Genomic DNA, 16,107 nt, shown 5'->3' on the forward strand with positions numbered 1-16,107 from the left:
GTCCAGCCGCGTCCGCCCACCGGGGCCGGTAGACGTCTTCCGAACTGCACCGTAACCGCACGGGCCCCCGCGCACGGGGCGCTACCAGCGTGTTTCCGGTAAAGGTCCGGCCGAGTTTTCGGCGTGGCCGCTCAGACCCCGGGCAGGCGCTCGGCACGTCGGGCCACGAGCACGCGCACCGCCAGCAGCACGACCGGGAGGGTGAACAGAGCGGCGAACAGGTTGAGGCCACCGAAACCGGCCTGGGTGAGCACGACCCCCGACAGCGCGCCCGCCGACGCGCCACCCAGGTTCATGAGCAGGTCGCTCAGGCCCTGCACCCGCGGACGCGCGTCGTCGGACACCGACTCGGCCAGCAGCGTCGACCCGGACACCAGACCGAACGACCACCCCAGACCGAGCAGCACCAGGCCGAGCGTCACCCGCACCTCGTCGTCTCCGGCGGTACCGGCGACCGCCACGGCCGCCAGGAGCACACCCTGTCCGGCCAACAGCACGGGCACCCGGCCGAGGCGGTCGGTGAGCCAGCCCACGATCGGGGAGAACGCGTACATCCCGGCGATGTGCAGCGAGATGGTCAGCCCGACGACCGTCAGCGCGGCCCCGTGGTGGGACATGTGCACGGGGGTCATGGTCATGACCGCGACCATGACGGTGTGGCTGGCCATGATCCCGACGACCGCCAACAGCGCCCGGGGGTTACCGGTGACCTCGGCCAGCCCCGCCAACGGGTTCCGCCGCGCCGGGACCGCCGCGGACGGGCCGGGGGCCTCCGCCCGCGCGGCGCTCGCCAACAGCGGGTCGGGGCGCAGCAGCGTCAGGGTCAGCACCGCGCCGAGGACGAACCCGGCGGTGGTGAACAGCACCGGACCGAGCAGCGCGGGCAGCCCGACCAGGGCGGCCACGCGCCCCCCGACACCGACGAGGTTGGGGCCCAGCACGGCGCCGACGGTCGTCGCCCACACCACGATCGACAGGTCGCGGCCCCGGCTGTCCTCGTCGGCCAGGTCGGCGGCGGCGTGCCTGGCCTGGAGGTTGGTGGCGGTCCCCGCGCCGATGAGCACCATGCCGACCAGGAACGGGACGAACCACCCCAGGACGGTGGCCGCGACGACCACGGAACTGCCGACCCCGCCCAGGGCCCACCCCAGCGCCAGTCCGGGACGGCGTCCGCGCCGCGCGGCCATCGAGGCCAGGGGCAGGGCGAACACGGCCGCGCCCAGCGTGATCATCGTGGTGGCCGCACCCGACCAGGTGTCCGAACCGGTCAGGTCCCGGGCGATGAGCGCGCCCACGGCCAGCATGGAGCCCATCCCGACGCCGCCGACGACCTGGGTGAGCATCAGCACCAGAACGGTGCGGCGTTGCAGGCGGACGCGTCGGTCCTCCGTGAGCCCCCGACCGCTCAGCGTGTGTTCCGTGGTCACGAGGCCCGCCCTTCGATTCGTCCCGACAACGGATGAATCGTAGACTTTTGTCATCGTCGGCCGTAGCGCCACCTCAGGTAACCGTGCTCACGTTCCACCGAGCGCATCAGCGCGTACAGCGTGTGCGGATCGCGCGCGCTGATCACGAGCCCCTCCTCGGGCACCACCGGCCAGCACGCGTACGCCCAGAAACAACGGGTGTAGACACCCCACAGGACCGTCCACGCCCCCTGCTTCTGCCACTCGATGTACTCGGCGACCCTCCGCCGTTCCTCGTCCGCACCGTCCATGCCGTCGCTGGACGTACCCGCCCCGGGACGGCACCGAGCAGGCCGGAACCGGCCACCCCGCGCGGCGTCGGACGGGGTCGGACGGGGAAGGCGGCCGAACCGAACGCACTCCGCCGCCGGACGCGTGCGCGTCCGGCGGCGGGTGTGCGGTCACCGGGCTCCGGCCCGGTGGGAGGACGTCAGCGCCCGGAGACCAGCTCGCTCCCGGGGACCGGCTCGGCCGGGTCGTTGCCCAGCGCCACGATCCGGTTGTCGCGGTCCACGTGCACGATGTGCTGGACGTGCTCGGCCCGCTCGGCCTCGGTGACCTGGGCGTAGGAGATGATGATGACCAGGTCGCCCGGGCTGACCAGCCGCGCCGCGGCACCGTTGATGCCGATCACGCCGCTGCCGCGCTCACCGGTGATCGCGTAGGTGACGAGTCGGTTGCCGTTGTCGATGTCGACGATGTGGACCTGCTCGCCGTCGACGATGTCGGCGGCGTCCATCAGGTCGGCGTCGATCGTCACCGAACCGACGTAGTGCAGGTCGGCCTGGGTCACGGTGGCTCGGTGGATCTTGCCGTTGATGAGGGTGCGCAGCACTGCTCAATCCTCGCTTCGGGTGTGTCGCGGACTACAGGCCCCCAGGGCGGACGCGGCGGACCGAGTCCACCGCACGACCCCTGGACGGGTCCCGTGCTCCCCCCATGATGGCCTCACCCGAAGGTCTCTGTGACCACGGGGGTCCCACTACGCACGCAACACTCACCGATACTCGCTTGTTCCGCGCAGGAACCGCTCCACCCCGGCCCGGTCGGGAGGATCGGCGCCCTCGGTCGTGCAGGCCAGCGCCGCGGCGGCGGCCGCGAACCCCAACACCTCCGCCGCCGTGCCCGGGTCCAGCGCGGCGAGCTTGCCCGGACGGTCCAGGTACCCCAGGTCGGACAGGCGGGCGAGCACGGCCGCGCCGAAGGTGTCGCCCGCGCCCACGGTGTCCCGGACCCGCACCCGCGCCCCCGGCACCGCCACGCGGTCGCCCCAGTGCGCCGACAGCGCCACCGCCCCGTCGCCGCCCCGGGTGAGCAGCAGCAGGTCGAGTTCGTGCCGGACGACCAGCCGCTCGGCGACCGTGACCGGGTCGCGCCCCGGCTCCAGCCACGCCAGGTCCTCATCGCTCACCTTCACCACGTGGGCCGCGTCCATCCACCGTCCCGCGCCCTCGGCGAACGCGGCCCGGTCCAGGCCCACCGCGGGGCGGGCGTTGACGTCGTGGAAGACCGCCACCCGGCCCCGGTGGGACCGCGCCCACTCCCGCAGCACCCCCGCCCCCGGCTCCAGCGCGGCGGCCAGGGAACCGGTGTGGATCGCCCGGACGCCCCCGGACGGTTCGGGCAGCTCCTTTGCGTTCCACTGCCAGTCGGCGGTCCCCTCCAGGTAGAAGGAGTACTCCGCGGCCCCGTCGGCGTCCAGGCCCACCACGGCCACCGTGGCGGGCTCGCGCGCGGCCACGGCCAACCCCAGGTCCACCCCGCGTTCGACCAGGTGGTCCCGGATCCTCTGACCGAACACGTCACCGGACAGGCGGCACACCAGGGCGGCCTCCTCCCCCAGCCGGGTCAGGGCGACCGCGGCGTTGGCCGGACCGCCGCCGGGCACCGCCCGCCACAGGTCGCCGCCGGTCTGGGGAACCAGATCGACGAGGGCCTCACCGCACACGAGGATCATCGGGCGGCCCGCCCGGCCAGGGCGCCCTCGGGCAGCTCGGCCGGGTCCAGCGCACCGGTCATCACCGCGACCGCGTCGGACATCGCGCAGCCGGAGGGGTCCAGCACGGCGATCCGACGGCCGAGCCGCTGGACGTGCACCCGGTCGGCGATCTCGAACACGTGCGGCATGTTGTGGCTGATGAGGATCACCGGCAGACCCTTGTCGCGCACCCGGAGGATGAGGTCGAGGACCGCCCGGGACTCGCGTACGCCCAGCGCGGCGGTCGGCTCGTCCATGATCACGACCCTGTTGCCGAAGGCCGCCGCACGGGCCACCGCGACCGCCTGGCGCTGGCCGCCCGAGAGCGTCTCCACCGCCTGGTTGGGGTTCTGGATGGTCATGATGCCCAGGTCGTCCAGGTGCCGGGCGGCCTCGGCCCGCATCCGCGCCCGGTCCAGCATCCGCAACACCGACCCGAGCACCCCCGGGCGGCGCAGCTCCCGCCCCAGGAAGAGGTTGGTGGCGATGTCCAGGGACGGTGCGACCGCCAGGCTCTGGTGCACGGTCTCGATCCCCGCCTCCCGGGCGGCGATCGGGGTGGGCAGCCGCACGGGCGCCCCGTCCACCAGGATCTCCCCCTCGTCGGGGACGATCGCCCCCGACAGGACCTTGATCAGACTGGACTTGCCCGCGCCGTTGTCGCCGATGACGGCGAGGATCTCCCCGGGGTAGAGCTCCAGGTCGGCCCCGGCCAGGGCGGTCACCCCGCCGTAGCGCTTGACCAGGCCGCGCGCCTGGAGAACCGGTCGCGTGGTGGAAGGGTCGGGCACCGTCTCCTCCGCCGGTTCGGCGGGGTCGGTCCGCGGGGTCGGCTGGGTCATCGTCGAACCTTTCTGATCCACTGGTCGAGGGAGACGGCGAGGATCACCAGGACGCCGACGGCGAAGTTCTGCCACAGCACGTCCACCCCCGCCAGGGACAGACCGTTGCGGCACACGCCCACGATGAGCGCGCCCATGACGGTTCCGATGATCATGCCCCGCCCGCCGAAGAGGCTGGTGCCGCCCAGGACCACGGCGGTGATGCTGTCGAGGTTGTCCATCACGCCCGCCTGCGGACTGGCCGAGGCGATCCGGCCGATGAGCATCCACGCGCCCACCGCGTACACCAGTCCCGCGACCGCGTAGACGCTCAGCAGCACCCGGTTGACGCGGATGCCCGCCAGGCGCGCGGCCTCCCGGTCGTCACCGGTGGCGTACACGTGCCGCCCCCACTGGGTGCGGTGCAGCGCGTAGGCCAGCACCGCGACGATCACCAGCATGAGGATGGAGCCGTAGGTGACCCGGGTGCCGCCGATGGTGACCACGCGACCGGTCCACAGCAGCAGGTCCCCCATGTCCGCGCCGCGGATCGTCTCGCTGCGGGAGATCCACAGGTTCAGCGCGAAGAAGATGTTGAGCGAGCCCAGGGTGACGATGAAGGGCGGCAGCTTGACCCTGGTGACGAGGAAGCCGTTGAACAGGCCGCACGCCATGCCGCTGGCCAGGCCCACCAGGAGGGCGACCGGCGCGGGCACCCCCAGGTCGGCCGAGAGGCGTCCCATGATGATGGAGCACAGCACCATGATCGAGCCCACCGACAGGTCGATGCCCGCGGTGAGGATGATCAGGGTCTGCCCCAGCGCCAGCGTGCCGATGACGGCTGTCTGCTGGAGGATCAGCGACAGGTTCGCGGGCTGGAGGAAGTTGGGACTGATCAGGGCGAACGCCAGGACGGTGAGCAGCAGGACCGCGGCCGGGCCGAGGGTGGCCTGGGCGTGCAGGAGGTGCTGGACCCGGTCGGTCAGGCTCTGGGGACGTACGTCGGCCTCCGGCCCCAGCGGTGGCGGTTCGGGGGTGGTTGTGGTCACCCGAGGGGTGTTCGAGGTGGTCACGGTGGTTCGGCTCTTCCTTGGTCTCGTGGCGGGCGGTCTCCGACCGGCTCAGCCCCAGCAGTTCTCCCGGCCCCAGGCGCTGTCCCGGGACTCCAGACCCTCGACCTCCTCGTCGGTGATGAGCTCGACGCCGGTGTTGACGAAGTCCAGGCCCTCGGACGCCTCGGGCGTCTGGCCGGACTCGGCGTACCCGACGACCGCCTCGACGCCCATGGCCGCCATGTCCAGCGGGAACTGCATGGAGGTGGCGCCGATGACACCGCTGGCGACGTTGTCCACCCCCGGGCAGCCGCCGTCGACCGACACGATGGTCACGTCCTCGGCGCGGCCCGCGGCGCGCAGCGCCTCGTGGGCCCCGGCGGCGGCGGGCTCGTTGATCGTGTAGACGAGGTTGAGGTCGGGGTCGCGCTGGAGGAGGTTCTCCATCGCGGTGCGTCCGCCCTCCTCGGCGCCCTCGGTGACCTCGTGGCCGACGATCCGGGGGTCGTCCTCGTCACCGATCTGGCCCGGGTCGGCGATGTCGACCCCCAGCCCCTGGAGGAAGCCCTGGTCGCGGGCGACGTCCACGGCGATCTGGTTGGGGTTGAGGTCGAGCATGGCCACACGCGGCTCCTCGCCCTCCTCCTCGAACCGCTGGGCCGCCCACCGCCCGATGAGCTCCCCGGCGAGGAAGTTGTCGGTGGCGAAGGTGGCGTCGACCGCGTCGGCGGGCTCGGTGGGGGTGTCCAGCGCGATGACCATGATCCCGGCGGCGCGGGCGCGGTCCAGGACCGGCACGATCGCCTCGGAGTCGTTGGGCGTGATGAGGATGCCGTCGGCGCCCGCGGCCATGAGGTTCTCGACCGCCTGGACCTGGCTCTCGTTGTCGCCGTCGTACTCGCCGGAGAAGGTCTGCAGGGTCACGCCGTGCTCGTCGGCGGCGGCCTCGGCGCCCTCCTGCATCTTGACGAAGAACGGGTTGGTCTCGGTCTTGGTGACGAGCCCGACCAGGACCGTGTCGTCACCGCCCCCGCCACCGCCGGAACAGGCGGCCAGCGGGGCCACCAGCCCCAGTCCCGCGGTGAGGGCCAGGACCCGACGTGTCCACGGTGCGTTCGTCATGGGTTTCTCCTTCTGCGCGGCCACGCCGGACGCGAGGCGGGGGATCGGTGCGCTGCCACGTGACTCGCATCACCGAGACAACGATGTCCCGAAAGTTTCATCGAGACATCGAGCCCGTGTCAACCCCCCAAGTAACAGCAGTTAAATCAACCAATCCCCTCAGGAAGACCCTGTTGACAACGTTGACTCAGCAGATGCATGGTGAGCCACATCACCGACCCGGAGCATCCCGGAAACCCACGGGCCGCCCGACCGCGGCCCGCCCTTCCCCCAGGGGTCGAGATCGGAGAGGCACATGCACCGACGACCGCGCCACCGCACCCCCCGTCAACGCCCCCGGAGCACCGCCGCCCTGGCCGCCGTGACCGCCCTGGCCACCGGAACCGCCCTGACCCTCACCACGGCGGCCCCCGGCTCCGCGGCCACCGACCACCCCCATCGGCCCCAGCTGCACTTCACCCCGGCCGAGAACTGGATGAACGACCCCAACGGCCTCGTGTACCACGACGGCCGCTACCACCTGTACTTCCAGTACAACCCCGAAGGCGACCAGTGGGGCAACATGTCCTGGGGGCACGCCACCAGCCCCGACCTGATCCACTGGGAACAGCAGCCGCTGGCCATCCCCTACACCGACCAGGAGCACGTCTTCTCCGGCGGCGTCGTCTTCGACGAGCACAACACCAGCGGCCTGGGTACCGCGCAGAACCCTCCCCTGGTCGCCGTCTACACCAGCGCCTACACCGACGCCTCCGACCGCCCCGGCATCCAGGCGCAGTCCCTCGCCTACAGCCTCGACGGCGGCTACACCTGGGAGCGGTACGAGGGCAACCCCGTCCTGGACATCGGCGACCCGGACTTCCGCGACCCCAAGGTGTTCTGGTACGAGGAGGGCGGCTACTGGGTGATGGCCGCCGTCGTCGCCACCGACCACACCGTCCACTTCTACCGCTCCGACGACCTCCTGGAGTGGGAGTTCCTCAGCGACTTCGGCCCCGCCCACGCCGACGGCGGCATCTGGGAGGTCCCCGACCTGTTCGAGCTCCCCGTCGACGGCGACCCCGACGACACCCGCTGGGTGCTCGTGGTCAACCTCAACCCCGGCTCGGTCGCCGGCGGGTCCGGCGCCCAGTACTTCGTCGGCGACTTCGACGGCACCACCTTCACCCCGGAGCGCCTCGTCGACTCCGGGCCGCCCGAGGGCGAGGTGTTCGCCGACTTCGAAAGCGGCTACGACGGCTGGGAGGTCGTCAACGACCTCGACGGCACCGGCGGCGACGGCCCCTTCGGCACCGAACCCGCCCAGGGCACCCTCCCCGGGCAGCAGCCGGTCAGCGGCCACCTCGGCGAGCGCCTGCTCAACAGCTTCGTCGGCGGCGACGCGCCGCGCGGCCACGCGACCTCACCCGAGTTCACCATCGACCGCGACCACGTCAACCTCCTCGTCGGCGGGGGCGACCACCCCAACACCGGCCAGGGCGGGGACGCCTCGGTCAACCTGGTCGTGGACGGCGAGGTCGTGCGCACCGCCACCGGCCGCGACAGCGAGAGCCTGGACTGGGTGTCCTGGGACGTGAGCGACCTGGTCGGCCGCACCGCCCGCCTGCGCGTCAACGACGACGCCACCGGGGGTTGGGGGCACATCCTGCTCGACCACGTGACGTTCTCCGACGACCCGGTGCCGGGGCTGGCCGACTACGACTGGCTCGACTGGGGCCGCGACTACTACGCCGCCGTGTCCTACAACGACACCCCCGACGACGCCCGCGTCATCATGGCCTGGATGAGCAACTGGCAGTACGCCGGAGCTGTGCCCACCACCCCCTGGCGCGGCCAGATGGCCCTGCCCCGCCGGCTGGAGCTGGAGACGGTCGACGGACGGCCCCAGCTCGTCCAGCATCCGGTCGACCAGCTCCAGAAGGTCTACGCAGCACCGCTCTACCAGCGCGCCCGCGTCCCCGCCAGCCCCCTCGGCCGCCACCTGGCCAGCCCCGAACCCGGCCAGGCCCACCAGGTGGAGGTGACGCTCCGGCCGAACGGGTCCGACGAGATCGGCCTGCGCGTCCACGACGACGGCGACCAGGCGACCGTGATCGGCTACGACACCGAGGCGGGGGAGCTGTTCGTCGACCGCACCGACTCCGGGAACACCGGTTTCCACCCGGACTTCCCCGGCCGCAGCATCGTCCCGCTGCCCCTGGAGGACGGCGCGCTGCGCCTGCGCGTGGTCGTGGACACCTCGTCGGTGGAGGTGTTCGCCGCCGACGGCCGCGCGGCGCTCACCCACCTGGCCTTCCCCGACCCCTCCGCCACCGGCGTCACCCTCTACACCAGGGGAGGAAACGGTCTCGCCGAGGAGGTCACCGTCCGACCGCTCACCCCGGACGGGACGGGTGCGGCACAATGAGACCGTCCCCTCCCGCCGCAGGACGGCGATGAGCGCCCGGGGGCGGTGCCACTCGGCGCCGCCCCGCCCGCGCACGGGGACCACGGTCAAGGCGTCGCGGAGAGAGGCCGGAGTTCGAGTGTCGGTGCAGCACAGTGGCAGAGGTCCGCAGGCCGCGTCCGGGGAACCGGTCCGCCGGGCCACCATGAAGGACGTCGCCGCGCTCTCGGGGGTGAGCATCAAGACCGTCTCCCGCGTCATCAACGGCGTCTCCACCGTCTCCGACGAACTGCGCGACCGCGTCACCCGCGCCATCGTCCAGCTGGACTTCCAGCCCAACCTCGCCGCCTCCAGCCTGCGGCGCACCGACGGCGCGACCCGCCAGATCGCCCTGCTGCTGGAGGACGTGGCCAACCCCTTCTCCGCCACCCTGAGCCGCGCGGTGGAGAACGTCGCCCGCGACCACGACTCCCTCGTCTTCGCCGGAAGCCTGGACGAGGACCCCCAGCGCGAACTGGAGCTGGTCCGGGCCGCCACCCTGCACCGGGTGGACGGCATCGTCATCGTCCCCGCCGCCCCCGACCACGGGTATCTGCACCGGGAGATCCGCACCGGAACCCCGGTGGTGTTCGTCGACCGGCCCCCGCGCGGGCTGGCCGCCGACGCCGTGCTGGCCACCAACACCGAGGGCGCCCGCGAGGCGGTCCTGCACCTGGCCGACCACGGACACACCGAGATCGCCTTCCTCGGCGACACCCGCACCATCAGCACCGTCGGCGAACGCGTCGCGGGCTACCGGGCCGCCCTGGCCGAACGCGGCCTGCCCGAACGCCCCGGACGCGTCGTCACGGACCTGCCCGACACCGCCAGCGCCGCCCGCGCCGTGGCCGCCCTGCTCGACTCCGACCGCCCGCCCACCGCCCTGTTCACCGCGCAGAACCTGGTGACCATCGGCGCCATCCAGACCCTCCAGGAACGCGGCCTGCACGAACGCGTGGCCGTGGTCGGCTTCGACGACTTCCCCCTGGCCGACCTGCTCGTCCCTCGGGTGACCGTGGTCGCCCAGGACGTGGTGCGGATCGGCACCCTGGCGGTGCGGCGGCTCTTCGAGCGCATCGCGGGCGACGACGCCCCGCCCCGGGAGGAGCGCGTACCCACCACGCTGGTGGTCCGCGGTTCCGGGGAGATCGCGCCGCCGCGCTGAGGCCCGTGCCCGCGCGGTTCCGCGAGCACGTGGGAACCGGCGGTCAGTTGAACGACGAGTAGGCCACCACCCCGCGCAGCACCAGGTCGGTGGCCTTGCGCGCGGTGGAGCGCACCTGCGGGTCCCCGGTGGCCCCGGCGATCTGGCTGAGCATGTCCGCCAGCATCTTGGCCGTGCGCACGAAGTCACCGGCGGGCATGTCGGCCTGCCGCAGGATCGCGTCGAGCCGGTCCCCCCTCGCCCAGCGGTGGGCGGTCCACACGAACCCCAGGTCGGGCTGGCGCAGGAACGACACCCGGTGCCGCGACTCGACGTCGTTGAGGTCGCCCCACAACCGGATCATCTCGTCGAGGGTCTCCTCGACCCGACCGGCGGGCACCCTCGGGAACGGGTCGTCGTTGCGGCGCGGCTCGTAGACCAGCGCCGCGGCCACGGCCGCCATGTCCGGCGGGGTCAGGTCCTTCCACAACCCCCGCCGCAGGCACTCGGCGACCAGCAGGTCCAGCTCGGAGTACACCTTGGCCAGCCGCGCCCCGTCCTCGGAGACCGTGTCGCCGGTCAGGTAGCCCAGGTCGTCCAGGACCCCGCACACCCGGTCGAAGGTGCGCGCGATCACGTGCGAACGCCCCTCCACCCGGCGCCGCAGCCCCTCGGCCTCCTTGCTCAGCCGGAAGTAGCGCTCGGCCCAGCGGGCGTGCTCCTCGCGCTCGTCGCACCCGTGGCACGGGTGCTGACGCAGCTCGGACCGCAGCCGCAGCACCTCCTCGTCCTCCCCGACGTCACGCGGGGCGCGCCCGGCCCTGGGGGTGTCGCCCTGTTCCCGGAGCTTGTTGCGCAGGGTCGAGGCCAGGTCCTGCCGCGAGCGCGGCGACCGAGCCGAGAACGACTTGGGGATGCGCATCCGCCCCGACGGGTGCACGGGCACCGTGAAGTCACTGGCGTTGACCCGCTTGACCTGCTTGTCCACGGTCAGCACCAGCGGAGCCGGAAGGTCCAGCTTCAGACCCGGGTCCAGCACCACCGCGTGCCCGGAGAAACGGCCCGAGGGGATGCGGATGATGTCGCCCGGACGCAGCCTCTCCAGGCTCTCCAGGGCCTCGTCGCGGCGCCGGACCGACCTGGTCTTGGCCAACATCGACTCGCGGTCGCTCAGGGCGCGGCGCAGCGCCGCGTACTCCATGAAGTCGCCCAGGTGGCACTCGGCGGAGGCCGCGTACCCCTCCAGGGCCTCCTCGTGCTTGCGCAGCTGCTTGACCAGCCCCACCACGGCCCGGTCGGCCTGGAACTGGGCGAAGGACTCCTCCAGCATGGCGCGGCTGCGGCGGCGCCCCACCTGGCCGACGAGGTTGACGGCCATGTTGTAGGAGGGCTGGAAGCTGGAGTTGAGCGGGTAGGTGCGGGTGCCCGCCAGGCTGGCGACCGACTCGGGGTCGGTCCCGGCCTGCCACACGACCACGGCGTGGCCCTCCACGTCGATCCCGCGCCGCCCCGCGCGCCCGGTCAGCTGGGTGTACTCGCCCGGGGTGAGCTGGACGTGGGCCTCACCGTTCCACTTGTCCAGCTTCTCCATGACCACCGTGCGGGCGGGCATGTTGATCCCCAGGGCGAGGGTCTCGGTGGCGAACACCGCGCGGATCAGGCCCCGGGAGAACAGGTCCTCGACGATCTCCTTGAACGTGGGCAGCATGCCCGCGTGGTGGGCGGAGATCCCCGCCTCCAGGGCGCGCAGCCACTGCTCGAAGCCCAGCACGGCCAGGTCCGCCGGCGGGATGTCGGCGCACCGCGTCTCCGCGTACTCGCGGATCTGGGCGGCCTCCTCGGGGGTGGTGAGCACCAGCCCCGAGGCCACGCACTGGCGCACGGCGTCGTCGCACCCGGCACGGCTGAAGATGAACGTGATCGCGGGCAGCAGGCCCTCGTCGTCGAGCTTCTCGATGATCGTGGGCCGCGACGGAGGCGCGTACCGGGTGCGGGGCCGTATGTTGTTGTTCCTGCGCGCCCGCGACTGGGCCGAACGGCGCCGGTGCGCCAGCTGGGTGGTGCGCGCGTCCTCCTCGGCGATCCGGGACAGGCGCGGGTTGATCGCGAGCTTCTGTCCGCCCACGACGATCTCCCTCGGCCGCCACGACCGGTCGTCGCCGCGACGGTTCCGCCTGCGTTTGCGCCCGCCGCGGCGTTGGTCCTCCTCGCGGCTGGTGTCGGTCTCCTCCTCCACCGGTTCGGCGAACAGGTCGTGGATCCGGCCGCCCACCATGACGTGCTGCCACAGCGGGACCGGCCGCTTCTCGTCGACGATGACGGTGGTGTCGCCGCGCACCTGTTGGAGCCACTCGCCGAACTCCTCGGCGTTGCTCACCGTGGCCGACAGGGCGACCATCCGCACCGACTCGGGCAGGTGGATGATCACCTCCTCCCACACCGCGCCACGGAAGCGGTCGGCGAGGTAGTGCACCTCGTCCATGACCACGTACGCCAGCCCGCCGAGGGTCGAGGACCCCTCGTAGAGCATGTTCCGCAGCACCTCGGTGGTCATCACGACCACCGGCGCCTCACCGTTGACGCTGTTGTCACCGGTCAGCAGTCCGATCTTCTCGGTGCCGTACCGGCTGACCAGGTCGTTGTACTTCTGGTTGGACAGCGCCTTGATGGGCGTGGTGTAGAAGCACTTGGTGCCCTGGCTCAACGCCAGGTGGACGGCGAACTCGCCGACCACGGTCTTGCCGGAGCCGGTGGGCGCGGCGACCAGGACCCCGTGGCCGTACTCCAACGCCTTGCAGGCACGGACCTGGAAGGGGTCGAACTCGAACCCGTACAGCCCCTGGAAGGCCTCGATAGCGGCACTGGAGGCGCTCTTGCGCCGACGGAAGGCGGCGTACCGCTCAGCGTGCGTACTCATATGCCTCTCAGCCTATGAGGTCAGGTCCAACATCTCGACCGCCCCCGGAACGACGTCACAGACCAGCGGCGGAGGGCCGATCCGCTCACCGTCGGCGTAGGCGGCGCCGGCCTGCCCGCGGATGGTGACCGACCGGCCGCGCTCGACCACGACCTGGTCCAGCCCGGTGTGACCGCCGCTGAACACCAGGGGGAAGAGCCGCACGAACCGCGCCAGCGGAGCCGCCCTGAGAAACACCACGTCCAGGAGGCCGTCGTCGGGGACAGCATCGGGGCAGATGTGCATACCGCCCCCGTAGGCGCTGGTGTTGCCCACCGCCACCAGTATCCCCGGCTCCTCGATCCGGCGCCCGTCCACCTCCACGGTGAAGTCCGTGGGTGTGAAGGAGCGCAGTTCCGCCAGCAGGCCCACCACGTATCCGGCCCGGCCCACACCGAACCGGAAACCGTTCACCCGCTCGTTGACGCGCGCGTCGAACCCGCACGCCAGCACGCTGAGGAAGTACCGTTCGGTGCCGTCGTCCAGCCGCAGGCGCACCGCGTCGGCCGCGCGCGTGCGCCCGGCCAGGATCGCGGCCGCGGTGTCGCGCACCGACCGCCCGGGACGGCCGAACGCCCGGGCGATGTCGTTGCCGGTCCCGGTGGGAACCACCGCCAGCGGCACCCCGGTGCCCGTGACCCCCTGCACCGCCTGGTGGACCAGTCCGTCACCGCCCACCGCCACCAGGGCGCGGGGACGGTCGGCGGCCGACAGGCGGGCCAGGCGGCGGCTGTCGGCGGCGGAGTGACCGACCAGGACACGCACGTTGGCACCCGCCTCACGCAGGCGCTCCTTGAGCCGGACGGCGGTGACGGCGGCGCGGCCCCGTCCGGAGCAGGGGTTGACCAGAAGGTCGATCTCGGGGGTCATCAACAGGTCCTTGTCCTACCCGGGGGGTCTGAGGGCGCACGGGTGACCGGGACCGCGCACGCCCTCGCGCCCGGGCGTACCCGGCCCGTCAGGACCCGTCGGTGCGGGCCTGCTCGGCCTCCTCGCGCTGGCGGCGATGGTACTCCTCCATCGCCTCCGGCGTGTTCAGGGGGGAGGGCACCCAGGCGACCTCGACGTCGACCTCGCGGTTCTGGATCCGGCGCTCCTCCTCGGTGAGGTACTCCTCGGGGATGTCGAACTCGCCGTCGCGGGCGCCCAGGACGAACGCCTCCCACTCCGCCGGGGTGAAGAACAGCGTGCCCTTCTCCGGCGACTTGCCGTCGCGCACCGCGCGGAAACCGTCGTCGAACGTGGCGACCTCGACGATGGCCTCGGACTCCTCCTTGGACAGCGAGGACCGCATCCACACCGCGTGCGTGGTGTCGTGCCACTTCTCGTTGCCCATGGCCTCGGGGGGAAGCTCACGCTTGGCTTGGGACTGCTCAGTCATCGCACTGGCCCTTCACAACGTCGAACCGGTCCCCGGGACCGACCCGGGGTGCCGGGGCCGCACCATCCGGCCCCAGCCAGACCCTAACGCGTCGCGGGACCGCTCAACGGCGTTTGGAGGAGTTCTCCTCCACGTCCGGCTCGTCCAGGTCCGAGGGCGTGTCGTCGAGTTCGGAGATCTCGTCGTCGTCCAGGCCGGCGAACGGGTCGTCACGGCGCTTGCGGCGGTCATTGAGGAAGGCGAACAGCTCGGCGATCTCGAACAGGACCACGAGCGGCACGGCCAGCGCCAGCATCGAGATCGGCTCGGCCGGGGTGATGACCGCCGAGATCGCGAAGGCGCCGAAGATGATGGCCCGGCGCCACTTGGCCAGGGTCGCGTGCGACAGGACCCCGGCCAGGTTGAGCAGCGCGACCAACAGGGGCATCACGAAGCCCAACCCGAACATGACCATCATGATGATCATGTAGTCCAGGTACTGGTCGACGGTCAGCATCGGGTCGGCGTCCTCGGGCAGGAACCCGAACAGGACGGTCAGCGCCAGGGAGGTGATGTTGTAGGCCAGCACGGCACCGCCGACGAACAGCACCGCGGCGAGCGGGACGAAGATGTAGGCGTACTTCTTCTCCCGGCTGTGCAGGGCCGGGGCGACGAACGCCCACAGCTGGTAGAGCCAGATCGGCGCGGAGATCAGGGCCCCGACCACGAGCCAGACCTTCATCGCGACGAAGAACGCGTCGAAGGGGCCGGTGACGATGAGCGAACAGCCCTCGGCGTCGAACGCCGAGGACTCCGGCAGGGAACAGTAGGGCTCGGTGAGGAAGGCCCACACCCGCTGGTAGAACACGTACCCGATGACGGCCCCCAGCAGGAGGCCGATCAGCGCCTTGGTCAGGCGGCCGCGCAGCTCACGCAGGTGGTCCATGAGCGGCATCCGGGCCTCAGGATTGGCCGCCCGGCCTCGTGCCCTCATCGTGTGGTCACTCTCTCTCGTCCGGTTCCGCCCCGCGCGGACGGAACCCCGCTTACTCCATCAGCCGCGCGCCCGAACCGACCGCGCGTACCGGGCCCCGGGAACGCACGGGTCCCACCGACGGGCACCGCCCGCGGCGCCCTCCGGGCACAGGGGTCCGGACCGGCGCCAGCGGAGCCGGTCCAGCGGACCGCGCGCTAGTTGCCGTAGGTGCGGGACTGGGCCTCACCGGACTCGTTGACGATCCGCTGGCCGGGGGGCAGCTGCGGGTACCCCTGCTGCGGCTGCTGCTGGGCGTCGGCGGTGTGCTGCTGGGCGGACTTGTCGTCGCCGGACTCGTTGTTGTCCTCGTCGATCAGGCCCTTGCTCTCGGCCTTGAGGATGCGCGCGCTGCGACCCACCGACCGGGCGAGGTCGGGCAGCTTCTTGGCGCCGAACAGCAACAGCGCCAGGATCACCAGAATGGCGATGGTGGGTCCGTTGATGGCTCCCATGGTTCTACCTCTCTGTGGGGCGCAACCGAGCGCCTTCGATAGTACGCGTCCCGCGCTTCGCGGACATCACGTCGACGTTCCGCTCCGGTTGACGCGTTCGCGTAGGTCGGCTGTGCTCGCCTGGTACGCGCCCGTGGCCCGGTTCACCTCGGCGGAGAGCACGCGCGCGTGTCGGAGGGCCCTCGCGGTGAGGGCCCCGACGACGACGGCCCCGGCGAGAACCGTACCGAAAAGGACAGCGAGGGCGATCATGCTCACCACCATATCCGTTTCGCCATGACCTACACCCCACCCC

At 71.9% G+C, this 16,107-nt stretch carries 15 protein-coding genes; 2 read left to right on the plus strand and 13 right to left on the minus strand.

Going from position 1 to position 16,107, the window contains the following annotated elements; genetic code table 11:
* Nucleotides 1-131: 131 nt before the first annotated feature.
* From DVR05_RS26255 to DVR05_RS26285, 7 genes are all read right to left on the minus strand, one after another.
* On the minus strand, nt 132-1,343 hold the full coding sequence (locus DVR05_RS26255) for an MFS transporter (RefSeq protein WP_369974588.1): 1,212 nt from the start codon (nt 1,341-1,343) through the stop codon (nt 132-134).
* A gap of 134 nt (nt 1,344-1,477) precedes the next feature.
* Nucleotides 1,478-1,717, minus strand: a complete 240-nt coding sequence (locus DVR05_RS26260; RefSeq protein WP_116248594.1) for a hypothetical protein — start codon at nt 1,715-1,717, stop codon at nt 1,478-1,480.
* 179 nt (nt 1,718-1,896) lie between these two features.
* Nucleotides 1,897-2,301, minus strand: coding sequence for an aspartate 1-decarboxylase (gene panD, locus DVR05_RS26265; protein WP_116248595.1), 405 nt, complete (start codon nt 2,299-2,301; stop codon nt 1,897-1,899).
* Nucleotides 2,302-2,463: 162 nt separating this feature from the next.
* Nucleotides 2,464-3,423 (minus strand): carbohydrate kinase, encoded by a 960-nt coding sequence (locus tag DVR05_RS26270; protein ID WP_116248596.1) that lies wholly within the window; start codon nt 3,421-3,423, stop codon nt 2,464-2,466.
* Nucleotides 3,420-4,286 (minus strand): ATP-binding cassette domain-containing protein, encoded by an 867-nt coding sequence (locus tag DVR05_RS26275; RefSeq protein WP_116248597.1) that lies wholly within the window; start codon nt 4,284-4,286, stop codon nt 3,420-3,422. The genes DVR05_RS26270 and DVR05_RS26275 overlap by 4 nt, the downstream gene beginning before the upstream one ends.
* Nucleotides 4,283-5,314: an ABC transporter permease gene (locus DVR05_RS26280; protein WP_232832354.1), complete on the minus strand. Its 1,032-nt coding sequence runs from the start codon at nt 5,312-5,314 to the stop codon at nt 4,283-4,285. The genes DVR05_RS26275 and DVR05_RS26280 overlap by 4 nt, the downstream gene beginning before the upstream one ends.
* Nucleotides 5,315-5,386: 72 nt before the next feature.
* Complete coding sequence (locus DVR05_RS26285) at nt 5,387-6,439, minus strand: sugar ABC transporter substrate-binding protein (protein WP_116248598.1); 1,053 nt, start codon at nt 6,437-6,439, stop codon at nt 5,387-5,389.
* Between the two features lie 295 nt (nt 6,440-6,734).
* On the opposite strand from DVR05_RS26285, the gene DVR05_RS26290 reads away from it, so the two are divergent.
* The gene (locus DVR05_RS26290; protein ID WP_116248599.1) at nt 6,735-8,846 is read left to right on the plus strand and encodes a glycoside hydrolase family 32 protein; all 2,112 of its coding nucleotides are present in this window, start codon (nt 6,735-6,737) and stop codon (nt 8,844-8,846) included.
* 184 nt (nt 8,847-9,030) lie between these two features.
* A complete protein-coding gene (locus DVR05_RS26295) occupies nt 9,031-10,029 on the plus strand; it encodes a LacI family DNA-binding transcriptional regulator (protein ID WP_232832355.1) in 999 nt (332 codons plus the stop codon).
* A 43-nt stretch (nt 10,030-10,072) separates the two neighbouring features.
* Here DVR05_RS26295 and DVR05_RS26300 read toward each other — a convergent pair whose 3' ends face one another.
* From DVR05_RS26300 to DVR05_RS26325, 6 genes are all read right to left on the minus strand, one after another.
* The gene (locus DVR05_RS26300) at nt 10,073-12,925 is read right to left on the minus strand and encodes an RNA helicase (protein WP_116248601.1); all 2,853 of its coding nucleotides are present in this window, start codon (nt 12,923-12,925) and stop codon (nt 10,073-10,075) included.
* Nucleotides 12,926-12,937: 12 nt separating this feature from the next.
* Nucleotides 12,938-13,834: a diacylglycerol kinase family protein gene (locus DVR05_RS26305; RefSeq protein ID WP_116248602.1), complete on the minus strand. Its 897-nt coding sequence runs from the start codon at nt 13,832-13,834 to the stop codon at nt 12,938-12,940.
* A gap of 88 nt (nt 13,835-13,922) precedes the next feature.
* Entirely contained in the window at nt 13,923-14,345 is a 423-nt protein-coding gene (locus DVR05_RS26310) for a DUF397 domain-containing protein (RefSeq protein ID WP_116248603.1), read from the minus strand.
* 103 nt (nt 14,346-14,448) lie between these two features.
* Nucleotides 14,449-15,279, minus strand: coding sequence for a twin-arginine translocase subunit TatC (gene tatC / locus DVR05_RS26315; protein ID WP_116248604.1), 831 nt, complete (start codon nt 15,277-15,279; stop codon nt 14,449-14,451).
* A gap of 236 nt (nt 15,280-15,515) precedes the next feature.
* Nucleotides 15,516-15,812: a Sec-independent protein translocase subunit TatA gene (gene tatA / locus DVR05_RS26320; RefSeq protein ID WP_116248605.1), complete on the minus strand. Its 297-nt coding sequence runs from the start codon at nt 15,810-15,812 to the stop codon at nt 15,516-15,518.
* 66 nt (nt 15,813-15,878) lie between these two features.
* A complete protein-coding gene (locus DVR05_RS26325; protein WP_116248621.1) occupies nt 15,879-16,064 on the minus strand; it encodes a hypothetical protein in 186 nt (61 codons plus the stop codon).
* Nucleotides 16,065-16,107 lie beyond the last annotated feature (43 nt).

The organism is Nocardiopsis sp. FIRDI 009 (assembly GCF_003386285.1).
Taxonomy (GTDB): domain Bacteria; phylum Actinomycetota; class Actinomycetes; order Streptosporangiales; family Streptosporangiaceae; genus Nocardiopsis.